24 protein-coding genes are annotated in these 25,514 nt (G+C 65.3%); 12 read left to right on the forward strand and 12 right to left on the reverse strand.

What is annotated here, in order from left to right; all coding sequences use genetic code 11:
- Positions 1-4 precede the first annotated feature (4 nt).
- The 5 genes from argH to QM685_RS03440 all read left to right on the forward strand — a co-directional run bounded on the left by argH (position 5) and on the right by QM685_RS03440 (position 4,987).
- Positions 5-1,438, forward strand: coding sequence for an argininosuccinate lyase (gene argH / locus QM685_RS03420; RefSeq protein WP_415112733.1), 1,434 nt, complete (start codon positions 5-7; stop codon positions 1,436-1,438).
- Positions 1,432-2,316, forward strand: coding sequence for an amino acid ABC transporter permease (locus QM685_RS03425; RefSeq protein ID WP_415112735.1), 885 nt, complete (start codon positions 1,432-1,434; stop codon positions 2,314-2,316). Before argH ends, QM685_RS03425 begins: the two co-directional genes overlap by 7 nt.
- 25 nt (positions 2,317-2,341) lie before the next feature.
- Entirely contained in the window at positions 2,342-3,106 is a 765-nt protein-coding gene (locus tag QM685_RS03430; protein WP_415112737.1) for an amino acid ABC transporter ATP-binding protein, read from the forward strand.
- 67 nt (positions 3,107-3,173) lie between these two features.
- Positions 3,174-3,989 (forward strand): ABC transporter substrate-binding protein, encoded by an 816-nt coding sequence (locus tag QM685_RS03435; protein WP_415112739.1) that lies wholly within the window; start codon positions 3,174-3,176, stop codon positions 3,987-3,989.
- Between the two features lie 155 nt (positions 3,990-4,144).
- Complete coding sequence (locus tag QM685_RS03440; protein ID WP_415112741.1) at positions 4,145-4,987, forward strand: ABC transporter substrate-binding protein; 843 nt, start codon at positions 4,145-4,147, stop codon at positions 4,985-4,987.
- Between the two features lie 52 nt (positions 4,988-5,039).
- Here the strand turns inward: QM685_RS03440 and QM685_RS03445 are convergent, their stop codons facing one another.
- The gene (locus QM685_RS03445) at positions 5,040-5,198 is read right to left on the reverse strand and encodes a transporter substrate-binding domain-containing protein (RefSeq protein ID WP_415113102.1); all 159 of its coding nucleotides are present in this window, start codon (positions 5,196-5,198) and stop codon (positions 5,040-5,042) included.
- Positions 5,199-5,215: 17 nt separating this feature from the next.
- Here QM685_RS03445 and QM685_RS03450 point away from each other — a divergent pair, with 17 nt between their 5' ends.
- A complete protein-coding gene (locus QM685_RS03450; RefSeq protein WP_415112743.1) occupies positions 5,216-5,422 on the forward strand; it encodes a hypothetical protein in 207 nt (68 codons plus the stop codon).
- Between the two features lie 55 nt (positions 5,423-5,477).
- Here the strand turns inward: QM685_RS03450 and QM685_RS03455 are convergent, their stop codons facing one another.
- Together QM685_RS03455 and psrA are read right to left on the reverse strand one after the other, a co-directional pair.
- On the reverse strand, positions 5,478-6,782 hold the full coding sequence (locus tag QM685_RS03455) for an MFS transporter (protein WP_415112745.1): 1,305 nt from the start codon (positions 6,780-6,782) through the stop codon (positions 5,478-5,480).
- Between the two features lie 179 nt (positions 6,783-6,961).
- Positions 6,962-8,053 carry an iron-containing alcohol dehydrogenase PsrA gene (psrA, locus tag QM685_RS03460; RefSeq protein WP_415112747.1) on the reverse strand — a complete coding sequence of 364 codons (1,092 nt, stop codon included), beginning with the start codon at positions 8,051-8,053 and terminating at the stop codon, positions 6,962-6,964.
- Positions 8,054-8,154: 101 nt separating this feature from the next.
- Here psrA and QM685_RS03465 point away from each other — a divergent pair, with 101 nt between their 5' ends.
- The gene (locus QM685_RS03465) at positions 8,155-9,054 is read left to right on the forward strand and encodes a LysR substrate-binding domain-containing protein (RefSeq protein ID WP_415112749.1); all 900 of its coding nucleotides are present in this window, start codon (positions 8,155-8,157) and stop codon (positions 9,052-9,054) included.
- 90 nt (positions 9,055-9,144) lie between these two features.
- Here QM685_RS03465 and QM685_RS03470 read toward each other — a convergent pair whose 3' ends face one another.
- From QM685_RS03470 to QM685_RS03480, 3 genes are read right to left on the reverse strand one after another with little or no spacing between them, the layout of a single operon-like run.
- The gene (locus QM685_RS03470; RefSeq protein ID WP_415112751.1) at positions 9,145-9,882 is read right to left on the reverse strand and encodes an ABC transporter ATP-binding protein; all 738 of its coding nucleotides are present in this window, start codon (positions 9,880-9,882) and stop codon (positions 9,145-9,147) included.
- A gap of 35 nt (positions 9,883-9,917) precedes the next feature.
- The gene (locus QM685_RS03475; protein WP_415112753.1) at positions 9,918-10,937 is read right to left on the reverse strand and encodes an ABC transporter substrate-binding protein; all 1,020 of its coding nucleotides are present in this window, start codon (positions 10,935-10,937) and stop codon (positions 9,918-9,920) included.
- A gap of 24 nt (positions 10,938-10,961) precedes the next feature.
- Positions 10,962-11,861: an ABC transporter permease gene (locus QM685_RS03480; RefSeq protein ID WP_415112755.1), complete on the reverse strand. Its 900-nt coding sequence runs from the start codon at positions 11,859-11,861 to the stop codon at positions 10,962-10,964.
- Between the two features lie 426 nt (positions 11,862-12,287).
- Here QM685_RS03480 and QM685_RS03485 point away from each other — a divergent pair, with 426 nt between their 5' ends.
- The 4 genes from QM685_RS03485 to pta all read left to right on the forward strand — a co-directional run bounded on the left by QM685_RS03485 (position 12,288) and on the right by pta (position 17,592).
- Complete coding sequence (locus QM685_RS03485; RefSeq protein WP_415112757.1) at positions 12,288-13,814, forward strand: PLP-dependent aminotransferase family protein; 1,527 nt, start codon at positions 12,288-12,290, stop codon at positions 13,812-13,814.
- A 150-nt stretch (positions 13,815-13,964) separates the two neighbouring features.
- On the forward strand, positions 13,965-14,369 hold the full coding sequence (locus QM685_RS03490) for a nuclear transport factor 2 family protein (protein WP_415112759.1): 405 nt from the start codon (positions 13,965-13,967) through the stop codon (positions 14,367-14,369).
- Positions 14,370-14,536: 167 nt separating this feature from the next.
- The gene (gene xsc / locus QM685_RS03495) at positions 14,537-16,354 is read left to right on the forward strand and encodes a sulfoacetaldehyde acetyltransferase (RefSeq protein WP_415112761.1); all 1,818 of its coding nucleotides are present in this window, start codon (positions 14,537-14,539) and stop codon (positions 16,352-16,354) included.
- A gap of 197 nt (positions 16,355-16,551) precedes the next feature.
- Entirely contained in the window at positions 16,552-17,592 is a 1,041-nt protein-coding gene (pta, locus tag QM685_RS03500) for a phosphate acetyltransferase (RefSeq protein WP_415112763.1), read from the forward strand.
- 57 nt (positions 17,593-17,649) lie between these two features.
- Here pta and QM685_RS03505 read toward each other — a convergent pair whose 3' ends face one another.
- The 6 genes from QM685_RS03505 to QM685_RS03530 form a co-directional block, all read right to left on the reverse strand.
- A complete protein-coding gene (locus tag QM685_RS03505) occupies positions 17,650-17,844 on the reverse strand; it encodes a type II toxin-antitoxin system RelE/ParE family toxin (protein ID WP_415112765.1) in 195 nt (64 codons plus the stop codon).
- A 39-nt stretch (positions 17,845-17,883) separates the two neighbouring features.
- Positions 17,884-18,141 carry a type II toxin-antitoxin system ParD family antitoxin gene (locus QM685_RS03510; RefSeq protein ID WP_415112767.1) on the reverse strand — a complete coding sequence of 86 codons (258 nt, stop codon included), beginning with the start codon at positions 18,139-18,141 and terminating at the stop codon, positions 17,884-17,886.
- A 168-nt stretch (positions 18,142-18,309) separates the two neighbouring features.
- Positions 18,310-20,031, reverse strand: coding sequence for a cobaltochelatase CobT-related protein (locus tag QM685_RS03515; RefSeq protein WP_415112769.1), 1,722 nt, complete (start codon positions 20,029-20,031; stop codon positions 18,310-18,312).
- Positions 20,028-21,017, reverse strand: coding sequence for an AAA family ATPase (locus QM685_RS03520; RefSeq protein ID WP_415113104.1), 990 nt, complete (start codon positions 21,015-21,017; stop codon positions 20,028-20,030). The genes QM685_RS03515 and QM685_RS03520 overlap by 4 nt, the downstream gene beginning before the upstream one ends.
- 108 nt (positions 21,018-21,125) lie before the next feature.
- Positions 21,126-22,586, reverse strand: a complete 1,461-nt coding sequence (locus QM685_RS03525) for an amino acid permease (protein WP_415113106.1) — start codon at positions 22,584-22,586, stop codon at positions 21,126-21,128.
- Between the two features lie 206 nt (positions 22,587-22,792).
- Positions 22,793-24,208 (reverse strand): NAD(P)/FAD-dependent oxidoreductase, encoded by a 1,416-nt coding sequence (locus QM685_RS03530; RefSeq protein WP_415112771.1) that lies wholly within the window; start codon positions 24,206-24,208, stop codon positions 22,793-22,795.
- 339 nt (positions 24,209-24,547) lie between these two features.
- On the opposite strand from QM685_RS03530, the gene QM685_RS03535 reads away from it, so the two are divergent.
- Entirely contained in the window at positions 24,548-25,411 is an 864-nt protein-coding gene (locus QM685_RS03535; protein ID WP_415112773.1) for an IclR family transcriptional regulator, read from the forward strand.
- Positions 25,412-25,514 lie beyond the last annotated feature (103 nt).

Consider the following 25,514-nt stretch of genomic DNA (forward strand, 5'->3'; position numbering starts at 1 on the left):
ATTGATGAGCACTCTCGAGCCGATCGAACGTCTGTGGGGCGGCCGTTTCAAGTCCGGTCCGTCTGAATCGCTGAAGGCGCTGTCACGTTCCGATCCGAGCTTTTTCAAGCTCGCGCCGTACGATCTTGCCGGCTCGCGTGCGCATGCGCGGGAGCTGCTTCGCGCAGGCATTCTGGACGAAGAAGAATTGCGCCAGTTGCTCGACGCGATGGCGCGCATCGAAGCGGACTTTGTCGCGGGCGACCTTCAACCGTCGCTCGCCGACGAGGACGTGCACACGTTCCTCGAACGGGTGCTCACACTGCATGCGCCAAAGGTCGGGGGAAAGCTGCGCGCGGGCCGCTCGCGCAACGACCAGGCCGCCAACGACCTGCGTCTGTATCTACGCGACAAGGCGCGCAAGCTCGTGCAGTCGGTCGACGACCTGCAGCGCGCGTTGATCGGGCAGGCGCGGCAGCACGTGCATTCCGTGACCGCGGGTTTTACCCATCTGCAACCCGCGCAGCCGATCGCGTTCGCGCATCAATTGCTGGCCCACGCGCAGTCGCTCCATCGCGACGTGGATCGCCTGATGGACTGGGATCGCCGCGCCGCGCGCTCGCCGCTCGGCGCGGCGGCGCTCGCGGGCTCGGCGATCTGCACGAATCCGGAGCTGTCGGCGAAAGAACTCGGCTACGAGGCCCCCTGCGAGAATTCCATCGATGCCGTCGCCGCGCGCGACCACGTCGCCGAGTTCGTGTTCGTCGCGAGCATGCTCGCGGTGAATCTTTCGCGTCTGTCCGAGGAAGTGATCCTCTGGACGACGCGGCAGTTCCGCTGGGTCGAGCTCGACGACAGCTACGCGACGGGCAGCTCGATCATGCCGCAAAAGAAAAACCCGGATATTGCCGAGCTGACACGCGGGAAGGCCGGCCGGCTGATCGGCGATCTCAGCGGCTTGCTGGCGACGCTGAAGTCGCTTCCCCTCGCCTATAACCGCGATCTCGCCGAAGACAAGATCGCGGCGTTCGACTGCGTCGACACGCTCGAACTCGTGCTGCCGGCCATGTCCGGCATGATCGGCACGATGCGAGTGAACGTCGACGAGATGCGCCGCCAGGCGCCGCTGGGGTTTACTCTCGCGACCGAAGTCGCCGACTGGCTCGCTTTGCGCGGCATTCCGTTCAGCGAGGCGCACGAAATCACCGGCGCGCTCGTGCGCACATGCGAGACGCAAGGGATCGAGCTGGGCGCGCTGACACCGGCGATGCTGCACGAGGTCGACGCCCGGCTGACGCCGGCCGTGCTCGATCACCTGACGCTCGACGCGGCGCTCGAGGCCCGTAGCGGCTTCGGCGGCACCGCGCCCGCGCGGATCGAGGAACAGATTGCGCGGCTCACGGCTGCCGTCGACCGGCAAGCCGAATGGGCAGCCAACTATGGAGGACCGTCATGTTGACCACATCCAACGATAGCCTGGACGCGGCGCAGGCAGCCGCGGACAGCGGCGGCATTTCGCATCTGCAACACGTGAGGCGCCGCTACTGGGGCCGGTATGCGGCCTCGGTGGCGATCATCGCACTGCTGGCCTACGTGGTGTTCGCCTTTGCGCATGGCCAGATCGAGTGGCGCTACGTGGGCCGCTTCATGACGGCGCGCTCCATCATGATGGGGCTCGTCAATACGGTCGTGATGACGATCCTCGCGATGGCGCTGGGCATCGCTCTGGGCGTGCTCACCGCGATCATGCGGCTGTCGAGCAATCCGGTGCTGGGCACCGTCGCGAAAGCCTACGTGTGGCTCTTTCGCGGCACGCCGGTGATTCTGCAACTGCTGCTCTGGTTCAACCTCGCGCTAGTGTTTCCGACGCTGGGCATTCCCGGACTGTTTTCGCTGCGCACCGTGGACGTGATGACGCCGTTTCTGGCGGCGCTGCTCGGCCTCGGCATCCACCAGGGGGCCTATACCTCGGAGGTGGTGCGCGCGGGGCTGCTCTCGGTGGACACCGGCCAGTACGAGGCGGCCAAGTCGATCGGCATGCCGCGGCTGCAGGCACTGCGCCGCATCATCCTGCCGCAGGCGATGCGCGTGATCGTGCCGCCGATCGGCAACGAGCTGGTGGGGATGGTCAAGCTCACCTCGCTGGCCAGCGTGATCCAGTACGCGGAGATCCTGCACAACGCGGAGAACATCTACTACGCGAACGCGCGGGTGATCGAGCTGCTGATCGTCGCGGGGCTCTGGTATCTGGTGGTGGTCACCGTGCTGTCGTTCCTGCAGGCGCGTATCGAGCGCCACTACGCGCGCGGCGCCGGCCGGCTGGCCGCGCACAAATGAAGCCTTGAAACCAGAGGAGACAGACATGACTGCAATCGTACGCGCCGTCGAGATCCGGAAATCGTACGGCGACTTTCAGGCGCTTCAGGGGATTTCGCTCGACGTCGCACAAGGCGAAGTGCTGTGCATCATCGGCCCATCCGGCTCCGGCAAGAGCACCTTCCTTCGATGCATCAACCAGCTCGAGCAGATCGATGGCGGTGCGCTGTGGGTCAACGGCGAGCTGGCCGGCTACCGGCAAGCGGGCGACAAACTGCATGAACTGTCGGAGCGGCAGATCGCGCGTCAACGCCTCGCGACCAGTATGGTGTTCCAGCGCTTCAATCTGTTTCCGCACAAGACCGCGCTGGAGAACGTGATCGAAGGCCCGGTTCAGGTGCTCAGGCGCAACCGCGCGCAAGCGGAGAAAGAAGCGCGCACGCTGCTCGAGCGGGTCGGACTCGGTCACAAGTGCGACGCGTTTCCCGTCGAGCTGTCGGGCGGCCAGCAGCAGCGCGTCGCCATCGCGCGGGCGCTCGCGATGCAGCCGCAACTCATGCTGTTCGACGAACCGACCTCGGCGCTCGATCCCGAACTCGTCGGCGAGGTGCTGGCGGTGATGCGGGATCTCGCGAGCAGCGGGATCACCATGATCGTCGTCACGCATGAGCTCGGCTTCGCTCGCGAAGTCGCCGATCGCGTCGTGTTCATGGACGGTGGCCGGATCGTCGAAAGCGGCACACCCGAGCAGGTCCTGTCGCGCCCTCAGAACAAACGTACGCAGGACTTCATCGCCGCTGTGATCGCGTGACCCGATACTCCGATATCGCATCCACCGATCGCGTCGTCCATCACTCCTTTCGCTTACTGGATCTACCATGCGCCTCTCCAGCCTTTCACGCGTCGCTCTCGCGCTGAGCGTCGGTATCGCGACGTGCGCCACGGCGCAAACCGTCAAGAACCCGATCGTTGCCGCCATCGTGCCGAACTACCCGCCGTTCGAATTCAAGGATCCGGCTACCGACAAGCTGACCGGATTCGACGTCGATCTCGGCGAAGCCCTCGCCGCGAAGCTTGGCGTCAAGCTCCAATGGGAGGAAACCAGCTTCGACCAGATGATGAACGCGGTCGCGACGAAGCGCGTCGACATGATCCTGTCGGGCATGACGGACTTGCCGGCGCGCCGTGGCACCGTCACGTTCGTCGACTACATCATGACCGGTCCGCAGTTCTATACGTTGAAAACGAAGATGGGTGACTTTCCGAACATGGCCGCACTGTGCGGCAAGCACGTCGGCACGAGCCGGCGCACCTCGTTTCCGGCCGACATCGCCACCTGGAGCGACGCGAATTGCGTGAAAGCCGGCAAGCCGCCCGTGGTCGTGGTCGGCACCGACGGGTCGGCGGACGCGCGACTGCAGTTGCGGCAGAACCGCATCGACGCCGCCGTGCAAGGCGGCGAAACGCTGCCGTACCAGAACAGTCTCGACGAGAACGCGTATGCGCCGATCGGCAAGATGTTCGTCTCGCAATACACGGGCATCGGTATCGCGACGGACAACGCCGCTCTTTCGAAGGCGCTGGCCGGCGCGCTCGATCAGCTCATTGCCGACGGTACTTATAAAAAACTTCTCGCGAAATGGCACCTTCAGGACCACGCAGTGCCGAAGGCGCTGGTCAACGGCAATAGCTGAACCTCGCGCGACCACCGTCGCCACGCAGGCGCGAGCCGGGCATGCAGCGCGGCTATGCCCCACCAAAATTGGTCTATTTTTTTGACGAACCCGCCGCGGCTAACGTAGCTCTACACGCGAATTCAGCGGCATTCGTTCAACTGAAGGAGACCAGCATGACCGGCATGCATCGTTACGCGCTGGCTGCCTGTGTGGCGCTCACGGCCTCGTGCGCCGTTTCGGCGCGCGCTCAGGCGCTTCCCGAGCGGATCGCGAAGACTCAGGTGATCAGGGTATCGGTCAACGCGATCTATCCGCCGCTGGAATTCAAGGACCCGGCAAGCGGACAACTGATCGGCTTCGACATCGATCTCGGCGAGGCATTGGCAAAAGAACTGGGCGTGTCTTTCGAATGGCAGGAGTCCGCCTACGAGCAACTGTTTCCGGCACTCGCCACGGGCCGGGCCGACATGATATTGAGCGGGATCAACGATAGCCCCGTGCGTCGCGAGTCCGTCGATTTCATCGACTACCTGACCACGTCCGCGCAGTTCTATGCACTGGCCCCGCGCGCGGATCTCACGAGCGCGGACGCGCTGTGCGGAAAGACGGTGGGCACCAGCCGCGCCTCATCGTTTCCGCCCAAGGTCAAGGCGTGGAGCGACGAGCATTGCGTTGCCGCCGGCAAGCCGCCGATCACGATCGAAGGCACGACCGACAACGCGATCGCCCGCGCGGAGCTCAAACAGGCGCGCTTCGACGCGGCGGTACAAGGCAATGAGACCTTGCCTTACATCATGTCGCTGGAGCCGCACACGTACCGGCTGGTCGGAACGCCGTTCGCCGGCCTGTATCAGGGCATTGCGTTCCGAAAGGACGGCGGTCAATTGCGTGGCGCGGTGCTGGCTGCTTTCAAGGCGCTGATCGCCAACGGCACGTACGCGAAAATCGTCGCCAGGTGGCACCTGCAGGCCGACGCCGTTTCTCAGGCCGCGATCAATGGCGAGGCCGTCAGATAGCCGGTGCAGCTTCCGGTTCCGGGCTTCGGCGGTCATCCCCGCCCCCCTTCGGTTAATTGGCCGTCGCGCCGTTCATCGTCACCTGATGCACCGCGCTCGACTGTAGCCCCCACTTCGCGATGATCCTGCTGTAAGTGCCATCGGCGACCAGCTTGTCGAGTGCGGCGTGCACCGCATCACGCAGCTTCGGATTGGACTTCGCGAAGGCGATGCCTTCCGGCCCGCGGAATGGGCGTCGCTCTCGGCGACCTCAACCTGATAGAAGAAAATCTGTCGAACGGTTCCCTCGTTACACCGTTCGAGCAGGTCGTCGAGACTGGCGCGGGATATTACCTCGTGCATCCCCCGCGCAATGAATACCGGGAGAAGCTCAAGCCGCTTCTGGACTGGCTGTTGGCCCGTGTCGGGCAAAAGGACCGGCAATCAGCAAGCTGATGAGCTTTCTCGCAAGCCCTCTCGAATACGAACATGTCACCCGAAGGCGGCAGGTTCAGAACGTGCGCCGGATGAAGTACGTGCAAACCGCGCTGAGCAGCCCCACACATGCGATGTAGAGAGCGATCCACCACGGCTGCAAGTTGCCGTAGTGCAGAAGCGACGTGGCGATGAGCGGTGTGATCGAACTGGAGACGATGCCCGAGACCTGGTACACGATCGAGATGCCGCTATAGCGCACGCGCGTATCGAACAGCTCGCAGAACAGCGCGGCCTCGGGACCGTAAACGAATGCGTAGATCACACCGAGCACGATCACGATGGTGGCCGTCACCGCAACGGAGCTGCCCGAGTAGTGAAAGACCGCGAAGGCCGGCCACGCGCTCAGGCCGCAGGCGAGCGCGCCCCAGCCGAACACCTTGCGTCTGCCTAACCGGTCCGACAGACGCGACGCGAGCGGAATCATGAACATCAGCACCAGTGCGGCAAGCGTGACCGCCACGAGAATCGTCGACTTCGCGTGATGCTGGATACCGATCAGGTAGCTCAGCACGAACACCGCGTAAATGTTGAAAATCACGCCGTCGATATAGCGCGCGCCCCAGCCCAGCAGTACGTTGCCGCGATATTCGGCCAGCACCTCGCGCGCCGGTACTCTCGCCACCGCATGCGTATCGCGAAGCTTCGCGAACGCCGGCGTTTCGACGACCCGCAGGCGGATGAACATGCCCACGGCAACGAGCAGGATGCTGGCCATGAAGGCGGCGCGCCAGCCCCATTGCAGGAACGCGTCGGGCGTCAGCCAGGTGGTCAGCGCGGCCACCACGCCGCTGCTCAGGCACAGCCCGATTGCGAGCCCGATCTGCGGATAGGACGCGTACAGGCCGCGCTGTTTGCGAGGCGCATATTCGAAAGCCATCAGCACGGCGCCGCCCCACTCGCCGCCGAGGCCGATGCCTTGCAGCAGCCGCAACAGGAGCAAACAGGCCGGCGCCCAGATGCCGATCGACGCATAGGTCGGCAGCACGCCGATCAGGAACGTGGACACGCCCATGATCGAAAGCGTGAGCACCAGCAATGGCTTGCGTCCGAACCGGTCGCCGAAATGACCGAAGATCACGCCGCCGAGCGGCCGCGTGACAAAGCCGACCGCGTACACCGTATAGGCCAGCATGGTGGAGACGAAAGCATTCCCCGTCGGGAAGAACAGCTTGTCGAATACGAGTCCGGTGATCGTGCCGTAGAGAAAGAAGTCATACCATTCGACGGTCGTGCCGATCAGACTGGCTAGGGCAACCGACTTCACAGATCGGGCGTCGGCATTGACGACGGCGCCTCCTGCAATATCCACTGCTTCCATTGCTTGTCTCCTGATAGTTGCCGGGCCCGTGACGCCGTCCGGCGTCCGCTGCCTCGGCACTGGCCTTTTATGCGGCTTTGGCTGCGCTGCGAAATATGCCGGTGCGAAACCGGCTGTCCGTGTTCCTCCTTTCTCACCGTCCCGTGATATCGGTTCGTTGCCTCGCCGCCGCCGGCGCTTCAGGCGGTCGCGGCGATGAAATTGCGCCCGCGCGGCCCGCTCAGCGCATGCGCGATCATCCTGTCCGACTCCTCGGCGCTCACGCCATAGCTTGAAAACGACGTGCGTACGCCGAGCGCTTCGAGAAAACCGGTCAGGTAAGTGCGCGCCTCGCTCAGCGGGCACGGAAAGACTTTCGCCAGCACCGCGTCGCGCGCGGCGTTTTTGCCGAGCGCGAGTTCCAGCACCATCGGCAGCGTGAACGAGCACGCGATGCCGTGCGGCAGACCGTGATGGATCGTCATCTCGTACGAAATCGAATGGGCCAGCGCGGTCTTCGTGTTCGAGAACGCGAGGCCGGCCTTCAGCGCGGCGAGCGAGGCCTGTTCGCGCAACGCCCGGTCCCGCGGATTGGCGACGAGCGCCGGCAGCGTGGCCAGCATGTCGCGTGCGGCGGACACGGCGAATTCGTCGGAAATCGGATTCGCGTTCACGTTCCAGATGGCTTCGAGCGCATGCGAGAGCGCGTCGAGCCCGCTTTGCACCGTCACGGAATGCGGCAGCGACAACGTGAGATCCGGATCGACGATGGCGGCTTCCGGCCACGTCTGCGGCAGTTGCAGCGAATACTTGCGCTGCCTGATCGTGCGGTCCCAGATCGTCGCCCATGGCGTGACTTCGCTGCCGGTGCCCGACGTGGTCGGCACCGTGATCAGCGACTTCGCGCGCGGCGGCGTGAACGGCCGGCCCGTATCGAGCAGGTCCAGCAGTTCGTCGAATTCGTTGCTGTGCGTGCCGACCATCAGCGTTTTGGCCGTATCGAGCACGCTGCCGCCGCCGATTGCGACGATGACGGGACAACTTTCGTGCTTGCGCCAGAAGTCGCGGTACAGGCCGGCGACATGGGTGACGTCCGGATTCGGTTGCACGTCGTCGATCACCGCGACCACGCGCTCGCCGCACAGGTCGCGCACACGTTGCGTCAGTCCGATCTGCGCGGCCTCCGCGAATGTCACGACAACCGCGCGGCGGCTGCCAAGAATCCCGGGGAGCCGCGCGAGACAACCGGCACCGAAATTCACCTCGACAGGATTCCAGAAAACTCCGTTCATCGTCTCCCCTCGCTGGTTGAGTACGTGTTACGGATGAATTATGGGAAACATCGATATATAGTAAAAATACAAATATTTCTGTCGATGTATTCAAATAATCTATGCGACTCACCCAATTGCGCTCGTTTTACGCGGTCGCCAAACATGGCAGCGTGACGGCCGCGGCGCGGGCGCTGCACGTCAGCCAGCCGACGGTCACCACGCAGGTGCGGGATCTGGAGGAAAGCTACGGGGTGGAGCTGTTTCACCGAAGCGGCCGCCGCATCGTGCTCACCACAACCGGGGAAACCCTGTTCGCGATCGCCCAGCGCATGTTCGGCAACGAACAGGAGGCCATCGACTTTCTGAAGGAATCGGCGGGCCTGAGCACCGGCATCATCCGCGTGGGCGCGGTCGGGCCGCTCCACGCGATGGAGCTCGTCGCGGCGTTCCATCTGCGCTATCCGGGACTGCGCGTATCGATCCGGCTCGGCAATTCAGAGGAAACCGTGCGCGGCCTGCTGTCGTATGAGACGGACGTTGCGGTGCTCGCGCAATACGGCGCCAATCCGCTGCTTCATTACGTGCCCTATCGGCAGCATCCGCTCGTCATCATCGTGCCGGCGGCGCATCGGCTCGCGCGCCGGCGCGGCATCCGGCTGGAAGAGCTTCGCAACGAGTCCATGATCATGCGGGAGCCGGGCTCCACGACCCGCAAGGCGCTGGAAGACGCGTTGCGCCAGCACGGCATCGAGCCGGTTTTTTCGCTGGAAGTGGGCAGCCGCGAGGCGGTGCGCGAAGCGGTCATACTGGGGCTCGGTATCGCGGCGGTGTCGGAGCGCGAACACGTCGACGATCCGCGATTGCGCAAGCTGACGATCCGGGGCGAACCGGTGTCGACTCACGCGCATGTCGCCTGTCTTGTCGAGCGTAAAGCCGCGCGGCTCGTGCAGGCTTTCCTCGACGTGGTCAACCAGGTACTGATCGAAAAGGACGCGCAAGGCGCCGCGCGCGACGCGTAACGAGGCCGCGTACCGGTTTGAATTCGCGGCGTAAAGCCGTCGCCTTCGCGCGCGCTCTTCTGTCTTCCTGCCCTGGATCAATGCGCGGGATCAATGCGCGAGAATGCCCATCGCGCGCTTTTTCAGCTCCAGAAAGTGCGGTTCGAACGCGACCGTTGGCGTACGCGGCCGTTCCAGTTCGATCGGCACGTCGAGCGCGACCCGCCCCGGCCGCGCCGAAAGTACCACCAGACGCGTACCGAGAAAGATCGCTTCGTCGATGTCATGGGTGATGAACACGACCGTGCAGTGGAGCTGTTCCCACAGCTCCGTCAAAAAGGTTTGCATGGAACTGCGGGTCTGCGCGTCCAGCGCGCCGAAGGGCTCGTCCATCAGCAGCACCTTCGGCTTCATGACGAGCGCCCGCGCGATCGCCACGCGCTGCTGCATGCCGCCCGACAGTTCATAGGGCTTGTGCCGGGCGAAAGACTCGAGACCGATAATGCGCAGGATTTCGGCCGAGTCCTTGCGGCGCTGCGCCTTCGACACCCCGTGCAGCGACGGCCCGAACTCGATGTTTTCCTCGACGCTGAGCCACGGAAACAGGCCCGCCTGCTGGAACACGACGACCCGGTCGGCACCGGGCTGCTCCTTGATCTCGCCATCGACATGGATGCTGCCCCGCGTGGGCGACTCCAGACCGGCGAGCAGGTGCAGCAAGGTCGTCTTTCCGCAGCCGGAGGCGCCGAGCACGGTGACGAATTCGCCGCCCCGGAACTGCAGATTGATGTTTTCCAGTGCCGTTATGGTGCCGAAGGTCTTGTACAGAGAATCGATGACGATATTCAAGTTCGTCTCCTGCTTGACGGTCAGACAGCCGTGGGTCAATGCGCGAACGATTTGGAATACTGCGGCGCGACGTTATTGTCGAAATTCGCCGGCACCGTCGGGATGCGGCCTATCGAGTTGAGCACCTTGGCCGTATTCACCAGGGTCTGGTACGTCGCGGAGGTTTTGACACCCGCGTCGAGGCCCATGACTTTCGGCGTGGTCTGGTCGGCGGCGGAGAACAGCTCGTAACCGGCAAGCTCGCTCGTGGCGACCGGCACGGTCACGCCGGTTGCTTTCGCCATGTCGGCGAGCGCCTGGTCCCGGTTCTTCATCGTCATCTGATAGCCCTGGTCGAGCGCCGCGACGAAACCGCGCACCAGGTCCGGATGCGCCTTCGCCCACTCCGAGTTGGCAATGCAGACGTTGTAGCTCGAGGCTTCGCGCGGCAGATCGCCGTCGGTCTTGATCGCGGTGCCGCCGGCCGCGCGCAGCGCGCTGAAGACCGGATCCCAGACGATTGCCGCGTCGATCGCGCCGGTCACCCACGAGGTCCGCATCTGCGGAGGCGCCATGTTGATCTGCGTGACCGACGCATAGGGCACGTGCGCGGCGGCAAGAAAGGTCGCCAGTTCGAAAGAGGCCTGCGAGCCGGCAACGATCGCGATCTTCTTGCCTTGCAGCCCCGCGACGTCGTGGATGCCGCTGTCGGGCTTGACCACGATGCCGGCGGCATTCGTATAGCGCTCCTGGTTGTACACGATGGTCATCGGCAAGCCCTGGGCGATCGCGGTGACGAGCGGTGGCACGCCGAGGCCGCACATGAACGTGAGGCTGTTCGACGCCAGCGCGCTCATCGCCGCCGGGCCCGAGCTGAAGAGCTTGTACTGGACGTCGGCGTTCATCTGGTGTTCGAACATATGCTCGGCCATCGACACCATGTACGGATCGGCGCCGTTGTCTTCGTAGCCGATGATGACCTCGGGCTTGCCCTGCGAGTACGCCGCGCCCGGAACGACACAACTGCCGGCCAGTACAGCCGCGGTCACGCCATAGATCCATTGCATCTTTTTCATTTTTAGTCTCCTTCGATAACCCGATCAGTTATGTCCGCGCCAGGGAACGACCCAATTTTCGAACTTGCGAATCACCAGCTCCATTGCATACCCGATTAACCCGATGATCACGATGCCGACGATCACGATGGCGACCTGCAACGCCTGTCCGGCGAATTGCACGAGCCAGCCCAGCCCGCTGCTCGCCGCGATCAGCTCCGCGGCGACGAGACACGTCCACGCCACGCCGATCCCCACGCGCATCGCGGTGAAGATCTCCGGCATCGCCGAAGGCAGCACGACCCGGCGGAAGATTTGCGCGTTGCTCGCACCGAGCGTGCGCGCCACCGCGATGCGTAACGGCGGCGTACTTTTCACGCCCGACATCGTGCCGATGATGATGACCGGAATGGTGCCGACCAGAATCAGAATGGCCTTGGGCAATTCGCCGATACCGAACCACACCACCAGCAACGGAATATAGGCAAGCGGTGGAACCGGCCGGACGAACTGCAGCAGAGGATCGATGATGTCGAACACGATCTTGTTGCGTGACATCAGGAGCCCGATGGGAACGCCGATCGCGATCGCGCCCACGAAACCGATGATGATGCGAAAGCAGCTAATCAGAATGTCGCTGGTGAGCGACTGGCCGCCGTAGCCGTTGCGGACGATTTCGACGAAGGCCTGCCACACCGCCATCGGCGAAGGCAGCGCGAACGGCGGGAAGATGCCCGCCATCGATACCGCCTGCCAAAGCACGACGCATACGACGAGCACGGCAGTCGTCAACCAGTAGGAATTCAGTTTCCCGCGAGCGCGGCGGGCCTTGATCACCGGCTCGGCCGTCGAATCGACGGGGTGCTTCATCGTCCTTGCTAGTCTGGGTAAGACTCTCACCGCCGTCTCCTCAAATTGAAAAACAATGAGCACGCCCGCGAACACCCTTCGTCAACCCGTTCTCACTCGCGGCGCACGGACTACGGCGTTGAACTACCGGCCGTCAGCTCGAAGTTCCACGCCCTGCTTTGGTGCTCTCTCAAGTATAGTCAGCGGCTATCCGGGCAGATTTCGCTTTTCGTATTCGCGATCTCACCGGTTGAGTCAAGCATTCTCAATCAATAAAGCGGCGGGTAGTACCAGGCGGGAAGATCCGATGGATCCAGTGCCCGGCGCGCGTCTTCTTCGTCTTTTCGAGGTGTCGCGGCAGCAGTCCGTCTGATTTCTTCCTATTATTGCAACGACCTGTCGCTCCGAAATTTACCTAATCGACTCGGGCAGCCCGTGTTGAATATCGTGTGTTGACTGGACGGCCGACGGCCCGGTCCAGCAAACGTCCTTTTACCCGCCTTATCGATCACAGGAGCAAGCATGCCGACCCGTACCCCGTCCGCCCTTTGGGCCCAGCAGTTCCGACGGTCACCGGAGTCGAAGACAAGTCTGCAGCACCAGATTCGCGAGATGCTGGTGGCCTCCATTCTCGACGGGCAGTTGCCCCCCGACTCCGCGCTGCCTTCGAGCCGGGAGCTGGCCGAGCAGCTCGGCGTCGCCCGCAATACCGTCGTGCTCGCCTACCAGATGCTGGTGGAAGAAGGCTATCTGGTCTCGCGCGAGCGCAGCGGCCACTTCGTCAACCCATCGATGCTGGAGGGCCTGCACGGCGTGACGGTGCAGCAGCCCGGCGGCGTCAGGCCGCGGGGCGCCGGGTCGCCCGCCCCGCCCGCGTGGAAATCGCGCATCGTGCGCCCGCCCTCGGCCCAGCGCAACATCGTCAAACCCGCCAACTGGCAAAACTACGCCTATCCGTTCATCTACGGGCAGTTCGATCAATCGCTGTTTCCGACCAACGACTGGCGCGAGTGCTGTCTGAAGGCACTCTCGATCATGGAGATCCGCAACTGGGCGCCCGACCTGATCGAGCGCGACGACGAGTCGCTGATCCAGCAGATCCGCACGCGTGTGCTGCCGCGGCGCGGTGTGTTCGCGATGCCCGAGGAGATCATCATCACGAACGGCTGCCAGCAGGCGCTCTATCTCGTCGCCGACCTGCTGTGCGGAAAACACACGACGGTCGGCTTCGAGAATCCGGGATATCCCGATGCACGCAATATCTTCGTGAACCGCAACGCGCGTCTGCTCGAGCTGCCGATCGACGCCCAGGGGATCGATCCGGTCCGCCTGAGCGATTCGCTGGCCCGCTGCGATTACGTGTTCGTCACGCCGAGCCATCAGTGCCCGACCACGGCCACCATGCCCATCGCGCGTCGCCGGACGCTGCTCGAACTCGCGCAGCAGCACGACTTCGTGATCATCGAAGACGACTACGAGAGCGAGAACACCTTCTCCGGCACCCCGCATCCGGCCTTGAAGAGCCTCGACACCGCGGATCGCGTGATCTACGTCGGCAGCCTTTCGAAGACGTTCGCGCCCGGCCTGCGTCTCGGCTACGTGGTCGGCCCGCAGGAGCTCGTGCGCGAGTTGCGCGCGCTGCGCCGGCTGATGGTCCGGCACCCGGTGGCCTACATCCAGCGCGCGTTCGCGACGTTCCTCGCGCTCGGGCATCACGACGCGCTGCTGCGCCGGCTCGCGCATGCCTACAAGGAGCGGGCGCGCGCGTTGATGGCGGCGCTCGACGCCCATCTGCCGGAGGTGCGCTACGTGCCGGTCGGCGGCGGCGCGTCGTGCTGGGTGCAGGGGCCGCCGTGGCTCGACGCCGCGCGCCTCGCGGACGATGCGCGCGAGGCCGGCATTCTGATCGAGCCGGGCGGCGTGTTCTTCGCCGACGAAGCCGAACACAGCCCCTGGTTCCGCATGGGCTTTTCCGCGATCAAGCTCGAGAAGATCGAACCCGGCGTGCGCGCGCTCGCGCAGGTCGTGCGTCGACAGCAGCCCTCCTGAATCCGTCGGGGCCCGCGCGCGCTGGCCCAGGCGAAAGCTCCGCACTGGTGCTACCGCCTTCGACGGGCAAATCCTAACGTGTCGATATACCGGTGCCGCGCGCGACGTTTCGCGCGCGGCACGGCACCGGCTTTTCAACTGGAGACACGTATGGCAGACACGCTCAGCGCCCAACCCACCGTCACGGCCGACACGCTCGCCGCTTTTTCCGATGCCTTCAACCGCCATGACGCCGACGCGCTGATGGGGTTCATGACCGAGGACTGCGTATTCGACGCGGCCGGCGGCCCCGAAGTCCACGGCACTCGCCATGTCGGCCGCGAGGCGGTGCGCGCCGCCTTCGAAGCGGTCTTTCGCACGTTCCCCGACGCGCACTGGGGAGAAGGACGCCACTACGTCATCGGCGATCGCGGCGTGTCCGAATGGGTGTTCACCGGCACGCATGCCGAAGGCTGGCGCATCGAAGCCGAAGGCTGCGATCTCTTCGAGTTCCGCGACGGCCTGATCGCCGTGAAGCGTGCGTTCCGCAAGGAGCGTCCGAAGCAGCCCGCCTGACCCGAGTGCACCGGCGCACCGGCGCTTGCCCGCGCCGGGCGTTTTGAAACGAAACGTTCCATTCCATTTCAGATTCATCCATCGAGGACGGAATCCCTTGACCCGCATGGGGCGCCGCATAGCATTCAGAAAACGGCATTCCGTCAAACGATAACCGGAGACAGTTGATGAGCGAAAAGACCCCAACCCAGACGCAAACGGCCAATGGTCCGCAGGACATGACCCCATCCGAAGCCTTCGTCGAGACCCTCGCGGCCAACGGCGTGACCGACATGTTCGGCATCATGGGCTCCGCGTTCATGGACGCGATGGACATCTTCGCGCCCGCCGGCATTCGCCTCATACCCGTCGTTCACGAGCAGGGCGCGGCGCACATGGCCGACGGCTATTCGCGCGTCTCCGGCCGCCACGGCGTCGTGATCGGCCAGAACGGTCCCGGCATCAGCAACTGCGTGACCGCCATCGCGGCTGCTTACTGGGCGCATAGCCCGGTCGTGGTCGTCACGCCCGAGGCGGGCACGATGGGCATCGGCCTCGGCGGCTTCCAGGAAGCGAATCAGTTGCCGATGTTCCAGGAGTTCACGAAGTACCAGGGCCACGTGACGAACCCCGCGCGCATGGCGGAGTTCACCGCGCGCTGCTTCGACCGCGCGATGTCCGAAATGGGCCCGACCCAGCTCAACATTCCGCGCGATTACTTCTACGGCAAGATCAAAACCGAGATTCCGCAGCCGCGCCGGCTCGATCGCGGCCCCGGCGGCGACGAAAGCCTGAACGAGGCGGCGGAACTGATCGCCGCCGCGAAGTTCCCGGTCATCATCTCCGGCGGCGGCGTCGTGATGGGCGATGCGATCGAGGAGTGCAAGGCGCTCGCCGAGCGCCTGGGCGCGCCCGTCGTGAACAGCTATCAGCACAACGACTCGTTCCCGGCGAAGCATCCGCTATGGTGCGGCCCGCTCGGCTACCAGGGCTCGAAGGCCGCGATGAAGCTGATCTCGCGCGCGGACGTCGTGATTGCGCTGGGCTCGCGTCTCGGACCGTTCGGCACGCTGCCGCAATATGGGATGGACTACTGGCCCAAGGACGCGAAGATCATCCAGATCGACGCCGACCACAAGATGCTCGGCCTCGTGAAGAAGATCTCGGTGGGTATCTGCGGCGACGCGAAGGCGGCCGCGCAGGCGCTGACCGAACGCCTCGCGAACCGCACCCTCGCGAGCGACGCCACGCGCGCCGAGCGCGCCGACCAGATCGCCACCGAAAAGGCCGCCTGGGAAAAAGAGCTCGATTCATGGACGCACGAGCGCGACGCCTACAGCCTCGACATGATCGAAGAGCAGAAGCACGAGCGCACGCCGACCGGCGGCGATTATCTGCACCCGCGCCAGGTGCTGCGCGAGCTCGAGAAGGCGATGCCCGAGGACGTCATGGTGTCCACCGACATCGGCAACATCAACTCCGTCGCGAACAGCTACCTGCGCTTCGACAAGCCGCGCAGCCTGTTCGCCGCGATGAGCTGGGGCAACTGCGGCTACGCGTTTCCGACCATCATCGGCGCGAAAGTGGCCGCGCCCCATCGCCCGGCGATCTCGTACGCGGGCGACGGCGCGTGGGGCATGAGCATGATGGAAACGCTCACCTGCGTGCGCCACAACATTCCGGTGACGGCCGTCGTTTTCCATAACCGCCAGTGGGGCGCGGAAAAGAAGAACCAGGTGGACTTCTACGATCGCCGCTTCGTGGCGGGCGAGCTGGAAAGCCCGAGCTTCGCCGGCATCGCGAAGGCGATGGGCGCGGAAGGCATCGTCGTGGACAAGCTGGAGGACGTGGGCCCGGCGCTCAAGCGCGCGATCGACATGCAGATGAACCAGGGCAAGACGACCATCGTCGAGATCATGTGTACGCGCGAACTCGGCGATCCGTTCCGCCGCGACGCGCTCTCGAAGCCGGTGCGCCTGCTCGACAAGTACAAGGACTTCGTCTGATCCGAAGGGCCAGCAGCGGCCCGCGCGCGTAGCACATGCCGCGCGCGGGTTCGCGCTTGCCGGCCGCAGGCGGCGCACTCCGCCTGTGGCCGGTTTTCGTCTGGACACGTCGGGCGCGGGTGTGAGCCCCGGCCGATCCGTGAGTCCATCTATCTGTTTGTGAGCCCATCCGTGCCCCTCTGTGAGCCCATGACACCATGAAAGCCCTGAACCGTATCGTCGAAAGCGCGCGCCTCGCGCCCATGCGCATCGTGCTGTGCGAAGCCGAGGACGCGCGCGTGCTTGCCGCCGCGGCGCGCGCGAGCCAGGAGGGCATCGCGCGCATCATGCTGGTCGGCGATCCGGACGCCATCCGGGCGGCCGCCGCGCGCGAGACGGTCGATCTCGGCGAGATCACGCTGATCGATCCGCAAACCAGCACATGGCGCGCGGCTTTCGCCGACGAGCTGGTTGCGCTGCGCGGCGCCAGGGGCATGACGCCCGCGCTTGCGTGGGAGGAGGCCGTGAAGCCGCTCGTCTTCGCCAACCTGATGGTGCGCCTCGGCCACGCGGACGGTTCGGTGGCGGGAGCCGTCCACACGAGCGCCGACGTCGTGCGCGCGGCCATCCAGTTGATCGGCATCGAGCCGTCATTCAAGCTCGTGTCGAGCTTCTTCCTGATGATGCTGTGCGAGCCGTTTCATCGCTACAAAGGCGGGCTGATCTTCTCCGACTGCGCGCTCGTGGTGGACCCCGACGCCGGGCAGTTGGCCGAGATCGCGATGGCCGCCGCCGACAGCGCGCGCAGCCTGCTGATGGAAGAGCCGCGTGTCGCGATGCTGTCGTTCTCGACGAGCGGCAGCGCCCACCACGCGAGTGTCGACAAGGTGATCGAGGCGACCCGGCGCGTGCACGAGCAGCGCCCCGCGCTCTGCGTGGACGGCGACGTGCAACTCGACGCGGCGATCGTCGCGGAGATCGCCGAGCGCAAGATCGCGCATTCGCAGTGCGGCGGCCACGCAAACGTGCTGGTGTTCCCGAATCTCGACGCGGGCAACATCGGCTACAAGCTCGCGGAGCGCCTCGGCGGCGCGAAGGCCATCGGCCCGCTGATGCAGGGTCTCAACCGGCCCGCCAATGATCTCTCGCGCGGCTGCTGCCCCGAGGATATCTATTACGTGATCGCCGCCACGGCGGTCCAGGCGCAGACGGCCCGCGAACGCGCCGTCACGCACTCGAAGGAACCTCACGCGGCGTGACGCATCGGCGTCGCACATGACGCCACCACGCGTCGCTTACGCGGATAAATCGCGCAATCAGAAAGAAACTGCCGCGAGCACTTGATTAACGTCGATGCGCTCAGGCTCTCCGACGACGCGGTAGAAAATCTGGTAACGGCCGTGAGCCCGGTGCCGCACGCCTCGATCTTCATAGCGCGGCACGAGTGGGAAAGCGAAGGGTATTTCCGCGAGGCTCAGGCATTTGTCGCGCAACTCACGAACGAAGCTCACGGCGCGGCGTGGATTATCCCGGGCTATGTATGCGAACGATCATGCCTTGCGGTCCACCATTGCCTGATACCTGGCTTCGAGCTGGTCGAGCACTTCCCCGGCTGGCTCCCCTCGGCCAGCATCGGAATCGGCGATGCCGCGCTCTATCACCGCATCCAGCGCGGCAAGCTGCGTCTCGCGGTCCTGAATCAGTCGCACGCCTTCGCGTAGGACTTCGCTTTTCGAGCCATAGCGACCAGTTTCAACCAACTTCGTGATGTAGCCCTCGAGTTGCTGCCCCAAGTCTGCGCTAATCATGGCCAAGTCCTCCAGGTAATCGAGCCAATTTGATATCTATAACGCTTATCAACTGTTATCAAATGAGTTCGCAAATGCGCCCGGCCCTGGTTTTCGCCGTGCCTTGCCGCGAACGAAAAGATCGCATCACAGTGAAAAAGCCTTTTATTTCAGCGCCCCATTTTTCCGCTATCGCCGCGCCCCGATCCATCTCGCGAGATCGATCAACCGCTTCATGTCGGGCGGCGCGCCGGCGTCGAGCGCAACACAATGCCGGTAGTACGGACTGAGGTCGAGCCCGACGCCCAGCCCGATCACATCGACGTCACGCATCGCCTCGTGGCGCGCCACCACCTCCTTCAGGTGATTGTCGAGATAGAAGGCATCGTTCGTCTGCGCCGTTGCCGTGTCCATTGGGCTGCCGTCCGAGATCACGACGAGAATGCGTCGCGCGTCGGCGCGGCTCGCGAGCCGCGCGCACGCCCAATCGACGGCCTCCCCGTCCACGCCCTCGCGAAACAGGTCGGACTTGAGGAGCGCCGCGATGGCCTGGCGAGTGCGCCGCCAGCTCTCGTCGGCGGACTTGAACACCATGTGGCAGGTCTCGTTCAGGCGCCCCGGATGCGGCGGCCGCCCGCCCGCGAGCCAGTCCGCCCGCGCACGGCCGCCGTTCCAGGCGAGCGTCGTGAAGCCGAGCACTTCGGTCGCGATGCCCGCCTGCTCGCACGCGCGCGCGAGCAGATCGACCATCATCGACACGGATTCGATATGCGCCTTCATCGACCCCGAGCAATCGATCAGGAAGCCGACCACGCAGTCGCTGCGCGGCTGTAGCCGCTCGCGCCTGAACACGCGCCGCTCGGCGGGCGAACTGACGACCTGCGCGAGGCGTCGGCCGTCGATGCGGCCGTCCTCCTCGCCAAAGAGCCAGCCGTCACGCTGTGGTACCGCGATCGCCAGTTGCAGCACGCGCGCGAGCCGCGCGACGTTGATGCCGCACGCGGCGATGCGCTCGTCGAGCCGCTCCCGGTACTCGCGCAGCAGCGCCTCGCGCACGCGCGTGGCGGGACGGATCTCGCGGTCGTACTGCGTCGTGTACGCGCGATAGCCATCCGCCGCGTCGGCCAGCACGCGGCTCTCGCCGCTTTGCGCGAGCGCCGGCAGATCGACGCTCTGCTCGTCGAAATCGACCCATAGCGAGAACGATGTCAACGCATCGTCGGGCTCGCGGGCCTCTTCGGCGTCGTCGCGGGCGCGGGCCGCGCGGGCGCCGTCGAGCATCGCCGCGACGCGGCGCGCCAGCTCGCGCGCGTGCACCGCGTACGCGCGCTGGTCCGCGCGACTGGCGCGCAGCCCGGCGAGCTGCACGCCGATCGCCGGCCCGATGCCGGCGCGCGTCGCCTCGATCAGATCCTCGGTCTCGTCGAGCACGGGCCAGCCTGTCACGCGCGACCACACGATCTGCGCGACCGTATAGAGCAGGATGCCGAGATGGCTTTCGCTCAAGCCCGCCCGGCAATAGGCACGCGACCACGTATCGAAGCGATGCCGCAGGTTCTGCGCGAGTCCCGGCATGCCGGCCGGCAGGCACGCCTCGCAGCGCACCTGTTCGAACAGCTCGAACAGCAGACGCTCGACCGGCGCGTCGGGACACAGCAGCCGGTGCAACGCCGCGTCGGAATGAATGAGCCGCAGCGCGGCGGCGTCGGCGCCGCCGCGCTGCGACGCGAAGTCGTCCTCCTGGACGTTGCCGCGCAGATGCGGCGCGTAAAGCGGCAAAGGCCGCGACTCGCGGCAAAGCCGGCCGCCGCGATAGTGCAGCGCGGCGTCACCGGTGAGCGCGCGCACGGCCGCCGCGCACAGCGCCTCTCGCCGCAGCGCGGCGCGCACGGCTTCGCGCGTCGGTGTCACGCGCGCGGCCCCGGCGTGTCGCCGCCGTCGCCGTCCGTCGCGGTGGACGCGGCGTCCAGCTCGACGCCAAAGCAGCGCTGGTAATACTCGGCGACGATCGGCCGCTCCGCGTCGTCGCACTTGTTCAGGAACGTGAGCCGGAACGCCAGCGCGGGATCGCGGAAAATCTGGCAGTTCTCGGCCCAGTCGATGACCGTGCGCGGCGACATCAGCGTGGAAAGATCGCCGCTCGCGAAACCTTTGCGCGTGAGCGCCGCCATGCTGATCATCGAATCGACGCATTGCCGGCCCGCCGCGTCGGCCATCTCCGGCACGCGGGCGAGCACGATGCCGGCCTCTTCCTCGCGCGGCAGGTAATTGAGGGTGGCGACCACGTTCCAGCGGTCCATCTGCGCGTGGTTCAGCATCTGCGTGCCGTGATAGAGGCCGTTGAGATTGCCGAGCCCGACCGTGTTGGTGGTCGCGAAGAGGCGAAAGTGCGCGTGCGGACGGATCACGCGGTTCTGGTCGAGCAGCGTGAAGCTGCCGTCGCGCTCGAGGATGCGCTGGATCACGAACATCACGTCGGGACGGCCCGCGTCGTATTCGTCGAAGATCAGCGCGACCGGACGCTGCAGCGCCCACGGCACGATGCCCTCCTGAAACTCGGTGACCTGGCGGCCGTCGCGCACCACGATGGCGTCCTTGCCGACCAGATCGAGCCGGCTGATATGGCCGTCGAGATTCACGCGCACGCAGGGCCAGTTCAGGCGCGCGGCGACCTGTTCGATATGCGTGGACTTGCCCGTGCCGTGCAAGCCCTGCACCATCACGCGCCGGTTGCGCGTGAAGCCGGCGAGGATCGCGAGCGTCACTTCCGGGTTGAAGCGATAAGCGTCGTCGAGGTCCGGCACGTGCGCGTCGCGCTCGCTGAAAGCCGGCACCATCAGGTTCGAATCGAAGCCGAAGCGCTCGCGCACCGACACCATGCGGTCCGGTCCCTGCATCGCGCATTCCGTCGTCATCGCGTTCTCCTTTTCGCTTTCATCGTCGCATGCGGGCGGTTCGACCGCCGGCTCACCCAGGACCACATTCATCGGTTTCATTCATCGGCCTCATTCGCCGAAGCGGCCCGCGCCCGTCCCGCTCGCGGCGGTGGGCGGCCACGTCGCGAAACTGGGCGCGTACTCGCGGGCACGGGCACGGATGCGGGCACGGCGCCGCAGCCATGCATAGGCGACGAGCAGCACGGCGAGGCTCGCGACGCCGAGCCAGAGCGGCTTGCGTTGCTCGGGGATGAACGCCATCGCGACGAGAATGCTCACCATGCCCGCAATCGCGACCCACGTGAGGTAGGGGAAACACCACATCTTCACGCGCAGCTCGCCGACCTCGGCCGGCTCGAGGCGCCGGCGCAAACGCAGTTGCGAGAAGGCGATCAGCAGATAGACAAAAATGGCGACCGTGCCATACGAGTTGACGAGGAATGCGAACACCGTATCGGGCGACACGTACGACATCACGACCGACACATAGCCGAACACGGTGCCGAGCAGGATCGCGCGCACTGGCACGCCGCGGCGGTTCACCTTCGCGAGCGCCGCCGGCGCGTCGCCGTGGCGGGTCAGCGCGAACAGCATGCGCGATGCCGCGTAGAGCCCCGAGTTGAGCGCCGAAAGGACGGCGGTCAGCACGATCGCGTTCATGATGTTCGCGGCGGCGGGCAAGCCCATCACTTCGAGCGCGCTGACATAGGGCGTCGCCATCTTTGGTGAATTCCACGGCACGAGCGCGACCACGAGCAGCACGGAACCCACATAAAACACGAGCACGCGCGTGATCACGGAGTTGGTGGCCTTCGCGACGGCCCTGGCGGGCTCGCGCGCCTCGGCCGCGGCGATCGTGACGATCTCCGCGCCGAAGTAAAAGCCGGTTGCCGCGACGGCGCCGCTCAACACCGGCCCGATGCCCTTCGGCATCAGGCCGCCATGACCGAGCAGCGTCGGCAATACGGCACTCGTGTGCAGCGACGACGGCCACAGCCCGAGCACGTAGAGCCCGCCGAGAAACAGGAAAACGATGATCGCCGCCACCTTGATCGACGAGAACCAGAATTCGAACTCGCCGTAGCTGCCCACCGAAATCAGGTTGGTCGCGCTCAGCAGCACGAGCAGCACGAGACTGATGATCCAGCCGGGCACGTCGGGTAGCCAGAACTGCACGAGCTTGGCGCCCGCCACCGCCTCGACGGCGACCACGATCACCCAGAAATACCAGTACATCCAGCCCGTGACGAAGCCCGCCAGCTTGCCCGGCCCGCGCCAGGTGGCGAACGCGAGCCGCGCATATTCATAGAACGAACCGACCGTGGGCATCGCGCACGCCATTTCGCCGAGCATGCGCATCACCAGCACGACGAGGCCGCCGGTGATGAGAAACGACAGCACCGCGGCGGGCCCTGTCTGCTGGATCACGACGCCGCTGCCGACGAAGAGGCCGGCGCCGATCACGCCGCCTAGCGCGATCATCGTCATATGGCGTTGCTTGAGCCCACACTTCAGTTCACGGTTGTCCATCGGTGCTTGCATGTCACTTCCTCAGATTCAGATCCGGGTTTTGCATGGGTGCGCGACGTGGCCGGCGCGCACGCCCGTCGTCACGACGGCTGTTGACTGCTGCCGGTCGCGCTTCGCTTCATGATCCGAACGGATCGGCGGCTGACGGCCCTGGCGGCCGGAGCGGACACGCGAAGATGGTCCGGCCGCCAGGACGGGGTCGATTCTCAGGGCTTCTCGTCGCGCCTGAAGTATTGCAAATACAACATGCGCTGACCGATGCGCCTGAACGGCGCGAACGGGTGGCCGGGCAGCGGCGTGGTGAAGATCGGCAGCGTGTGCTGCGCGCCCTTGCCGGCGATGCGCTCGGCCAGCCGCCGGCCGGCCTGCTGCGAATACGACACGCCGTTGCCGCCGTAGCCGAGCGCGTAGAACACCGTTTGCCCGGGGTCGGGCTGGCACACGCGCGGCATCATGTCGTGGCTCACGTCCACCCAGCCCCACCACGAGTAGTCGATCTGCACGCCGCGCAGCGCCGGGAACTTGCGCGCCATGCCTTCCTTGAGCAGATCGAGATGGCGCGGATTCGGCGCATCCTCGCCGGTGATCGCGCTGCGGCTGCCGATCTGCAGCCGGCCATCGGGCAGGAAGCGATAGTAAAAGCGCAGCGTGCGCGTGTCCGTGAGCACCTGGGTCGTGCGAAAGCCGCAGGCGGCGATTTCGGCCTCGGTGAGCGGGCGCGTGACCATCGAGTTCGAGAGGATCGGCATGACCTTGCTGCGCAGCAACGGATGCAGCGTCTGCGCCGTGTACGCGCCGGTCGCGATGCCCACCGCGCGCGCGCGCACGACGCCGCCCGGCGTGCGCAGATGATGGACGCCGTTGATGGTCTCCCATCCCATTACCGGGCTGCTCGTGTAGACCTTCGCGCCGGCCGCGCGCGCGAGGCGCAGATAGCCGAACGCGAGTTTCAGCGCGTGCACGCCGATCCCTTCGGGCTCGTGCAGCGCGCCGGCCGCCTCGTGATCGTCGATGAATTCGCGGCGGAACGTCTGCGCGCTCAACAGCTCCGACGGGTAGCCGAAAACGTCCTTCCAGACCTTCGCCTCCTCGGCGAGCTTCGCCATGATGCGCGGCCGGTGCGCGATCAGGAAGTGGCCGCCCGGCTGCGGATCGCAATCGATTTCGGCGACGAGTTCCTTGAAGTGATCGAAGCCCTGCTGGATCTCGTCGTGCATTTTGAGGGCGACGTCCTTGCCCCAACGCTCGATCCACTGCGAGCGCGACAGGCGTCCCGAGGCGTTCTGCCCCTGTCCGCCATTGCGGCTGCTGCAGCCCCAGCTCGTGCGGTTCGCCTCCAGCACCACCGCCTTGATGCCGTGCTCGCGCGCGAGGCACAGCGCGGTGGCGAGCCCCGTATAGCCCGCGCCGATGATCGCGACATCGACGTCGAGGTCTTTCGTGACCGGGCCGTCGTCCGGCGGCGGGCTGCCCGCCGTCGCAACCCAGTAGGTCGGCGCATAGTCCTTGCCTTGCCCTGGCCCCGGCGACACGAGCGGATCGTAGGTGGGGTCGTATTTCGTGGAACCGGAGCCGCTTGCGGCAAAACCGGCGGTGGCAGGATCGACTGTGCTGTATCCCATGATCAATGCTCCACAGGCTTCGTGAAGACGGTTGCCCGGGCCGTTGCGAGAGCGGTTCCTGCCGACTGCCTGTTCGTCATGTCTGTCTCCTTTCGTATTGCTTTGACGCACCATTGGAAAAAATTCTAGGCAGACCAGAATTGCGCAGGTAGATCCAGTGGCCTGGTATCGACTGGTACAGCACGACGTTTCATGCGGATTTGCACGACGTATCGGGGTAATCCGCTACGGACCCCTCTGAACTTTCCGTCGATACTGAAACGTATCGGGAAAGTCGAACAATTCGTTTCATTTCCCCACATGCCGGATTCAGTGATATGCCCCTCAGGGAGGAGACCGATGCGCGACACAGCGCGAGAGACAGCGCGAAAGACACCGCATGGCACCACGCAACACGACGCCCCCGCGCCGCGCGAAGAATCGGCGGCGGACGACGCCCGCGTGCTGCGCGCGCTCGTGGTGCTCGAACAGTTGGCGTCGGCGGGTCATCCGTACACGCTGTCGCAGTTGTCCGCGCGGCTGCATATTCCGAAGGCGACGCTTCTGCGGCTCATCGATTCGCTGGAAACGCACGGCTACGTGATCCACATGCCCGATTCGCGCGGCCACGACCGCAGCATCGCGCTCGGCCCGCGCGCCGCGCATCTCGCGCTCGCCACGCTCGCCAACAACACCTTCACGCGCTCGTGCCGCGTGCTGCTGCGCACGCTCGTCGAAGTGCTCGGCGAAACCTGCAATCTCACCGCGCTCGACGGCGACCGCGTGCTCTACATCGAGCGCGTCGAGACGACGGAGCCGTTGCGCATGGAGATGCGTCCGGGCATGCACGTTCCGCTGCACTGCACCGCGAGCGGCAAGCTCTTTCTCTCGCAGATGACGGTGCTCGAGCGCAACGCGCTGCTCGAACACCTCGTGCTGACGAAGATGACGCCCCGCACCCTGACTGCCCCGACGGCGCTCGCGGCCGAGCTCGAAAAGCTCGCGGTGCGCGGCATCGGCATCGACAACGAAGAGTTCATACGCGGCATGGTCGCGATCGCGGTGCCGGTGCGCGACCCCGGCAGCAAACGCGTGCTCGCCGCGCTTGCCGTGCATGCCCCCACCGCGCGCGCCACCCTCGAGGACCTGCTGGAATCCGTGGGCCACATGAAGCAAACGGCGAGCAGGCTCGCCCCGCTGCTCCAGGGACTGTCGTTGGCCTGACGTTGACGCACCCGCCCTTCGCCGCGCACTTCTGATTCCGTTTCCGCAGTTTCCGTTTCACTTTCGGCCCGCGCGCATGATCGGCGCTTGCGGTCGGTCTCCC

The organism is Paraburkholderia sp., from assembly GCF_047605525.1.
GTDB lineage: Bacteria > Pseudomonadota > Gammaproteobacteria > Burkholderiales > Burkholderiaceae > Paraburkholderia.

What these genes read in the sequence shown, in the direction of transcription:
- QM685_RS03435 (WP_415112739.1), top strand. Translation starts at nt 3,174, where the DNA reads ATGCGCCTCTCCAGCCTTTCACGCGTCGCTCTCGCGCTGAGCGTCGGT.
- QM685_RS03440 (WP_415112741.1), top strand. Translation starts at nt 4,145, where the DNA reads ATGACCGGCATGCATCGTTACGCGCTGGCTGCCTGTGTGGCGCTCACG.
- QM685_RS03465 (WP_415112749.1), top strand. Translation starts at nt 8,155, where the DNA reads ATGCGACTCACCCAATTGCGCTCGTTTTACGCGGTCGCCAAACATGGC.
- QM685_RS03535 (WP_415112773.1), top strand. Translation starts at nt 24,548, where the DNA reads ATGCGCGACACAGCGCGAGAGACAGCGCGAAAGACACCGCATGGCACC.
- QM685_RS03530 (WP_415112771.1), bottom strand. Translation starts at nt 24,208, where the DNA reads ATGGGATACAGCACAGTCGATCCTGCCACCGCCGGTTTTGCCGCAAGC.
- QM685_RS03475 (WP_415112753.1), bottom strand. Translation starts at nt 10,937, where the DNA reads ATGAAAAAGATGCAATGGATCTATGGCGTGACCGCGGCTGTACTGGCC.
- pta (WP_415112763.1), top strand. Translation starts at nt 16,552, where the DNA reads ATGAAAGCCCTGAACCGTATCGTCGAAAGCGCGCGCCTCGCGCCCATG.
- QM685_RS03425 (WP_415112735.1), top strand. Translation starts at nt 1,432, where the DNA reads ATGTTGACCACATCCAACGATAGCCTGGACGCGGCGCAGGCAGCCGCG.
- QM685_RS03525 (WP_415113106.1), bottom strand. Translation starts at nt 22,586, where the DNA reads ATGGACAACCGTGAACTGAAGTGTGGGCTCAAGCAACGCCATATGACG.
- QM685_RS03510 (WP_415112767.1), bottom strand. Translation starts at nt 18,141, where the DNA reads ATGATTAGCGCAGACTTGGGGCAGCAACTCGAGGGCTACATCACGAAG.
- QM685_RS03490 (WP_415112759.1), top strand. Translation starts at nt 13,965, where the DNA reads ATGGCAGACACGCTCAGCGCCCAACCCACCGTCACGGCCGACACGCTC.
- QM685_RS03455 (WP_415112745.1), bottom strand. Translation starts at nt 6,782, where the DNA reads ATGGAAGCAGTGGATATTGCAGGAGGCGCCGTCGTCAATGCCGACGCC.
- QM685_RS03450 (WP_415112743.1), top strand. Translation starts at nt 5,216, where the DNA reads ATGGGCGTCGCTCTCGGCGACCTCAACCTGATAGAAGAAAATCTGTCG.
- QM685_RS03485 (WP_415112757.1), top strand. Translation starts at nt 12,288, where the DNA reads ATGCCGACCCGTACCCCGTCCGCCCTTTGGGCCCAGCAGTTCCGACGG.
- QM685_RS03520 (WP_415113104.1), bottom strand. Translation starts at nt 21,017, where the DNA reads ATGCAGGGACCGGACCGCATGGTGTCGGTGCGCGAGCGCTTCGGCTTC.
- xsc (WP_415112761.1), top strand. Translation starts at nt 14,537, where the DNA reads ATGAGCGAAAAGACCCCAACCCAGACGCAAACGGCCAATGGTCCGCAG.
- QM685_RS03430 (WP_415112737.1), top strand. Translation starts at nt 2,342, where the DNA reads ATGACTGCAATCGTACGCGCCGTCGAGATCCGGAAATCGTACGGCGAC.
- argH (WP_415112733.1), top strand. Translation starts at nt 5, where the DNA reads ATGAGCACTCTCGAGCCGATCGAACGTCTGTGGGGCGGCCGTTTCAAG.
- psrA (WP_415112747.1), bottom strand. Translation starts at nt 8,053, where the DNA reads ATGAACGGAGTTTTCTGGAATCCTGTCGAGGTGAATTTCGGTGCCGGT.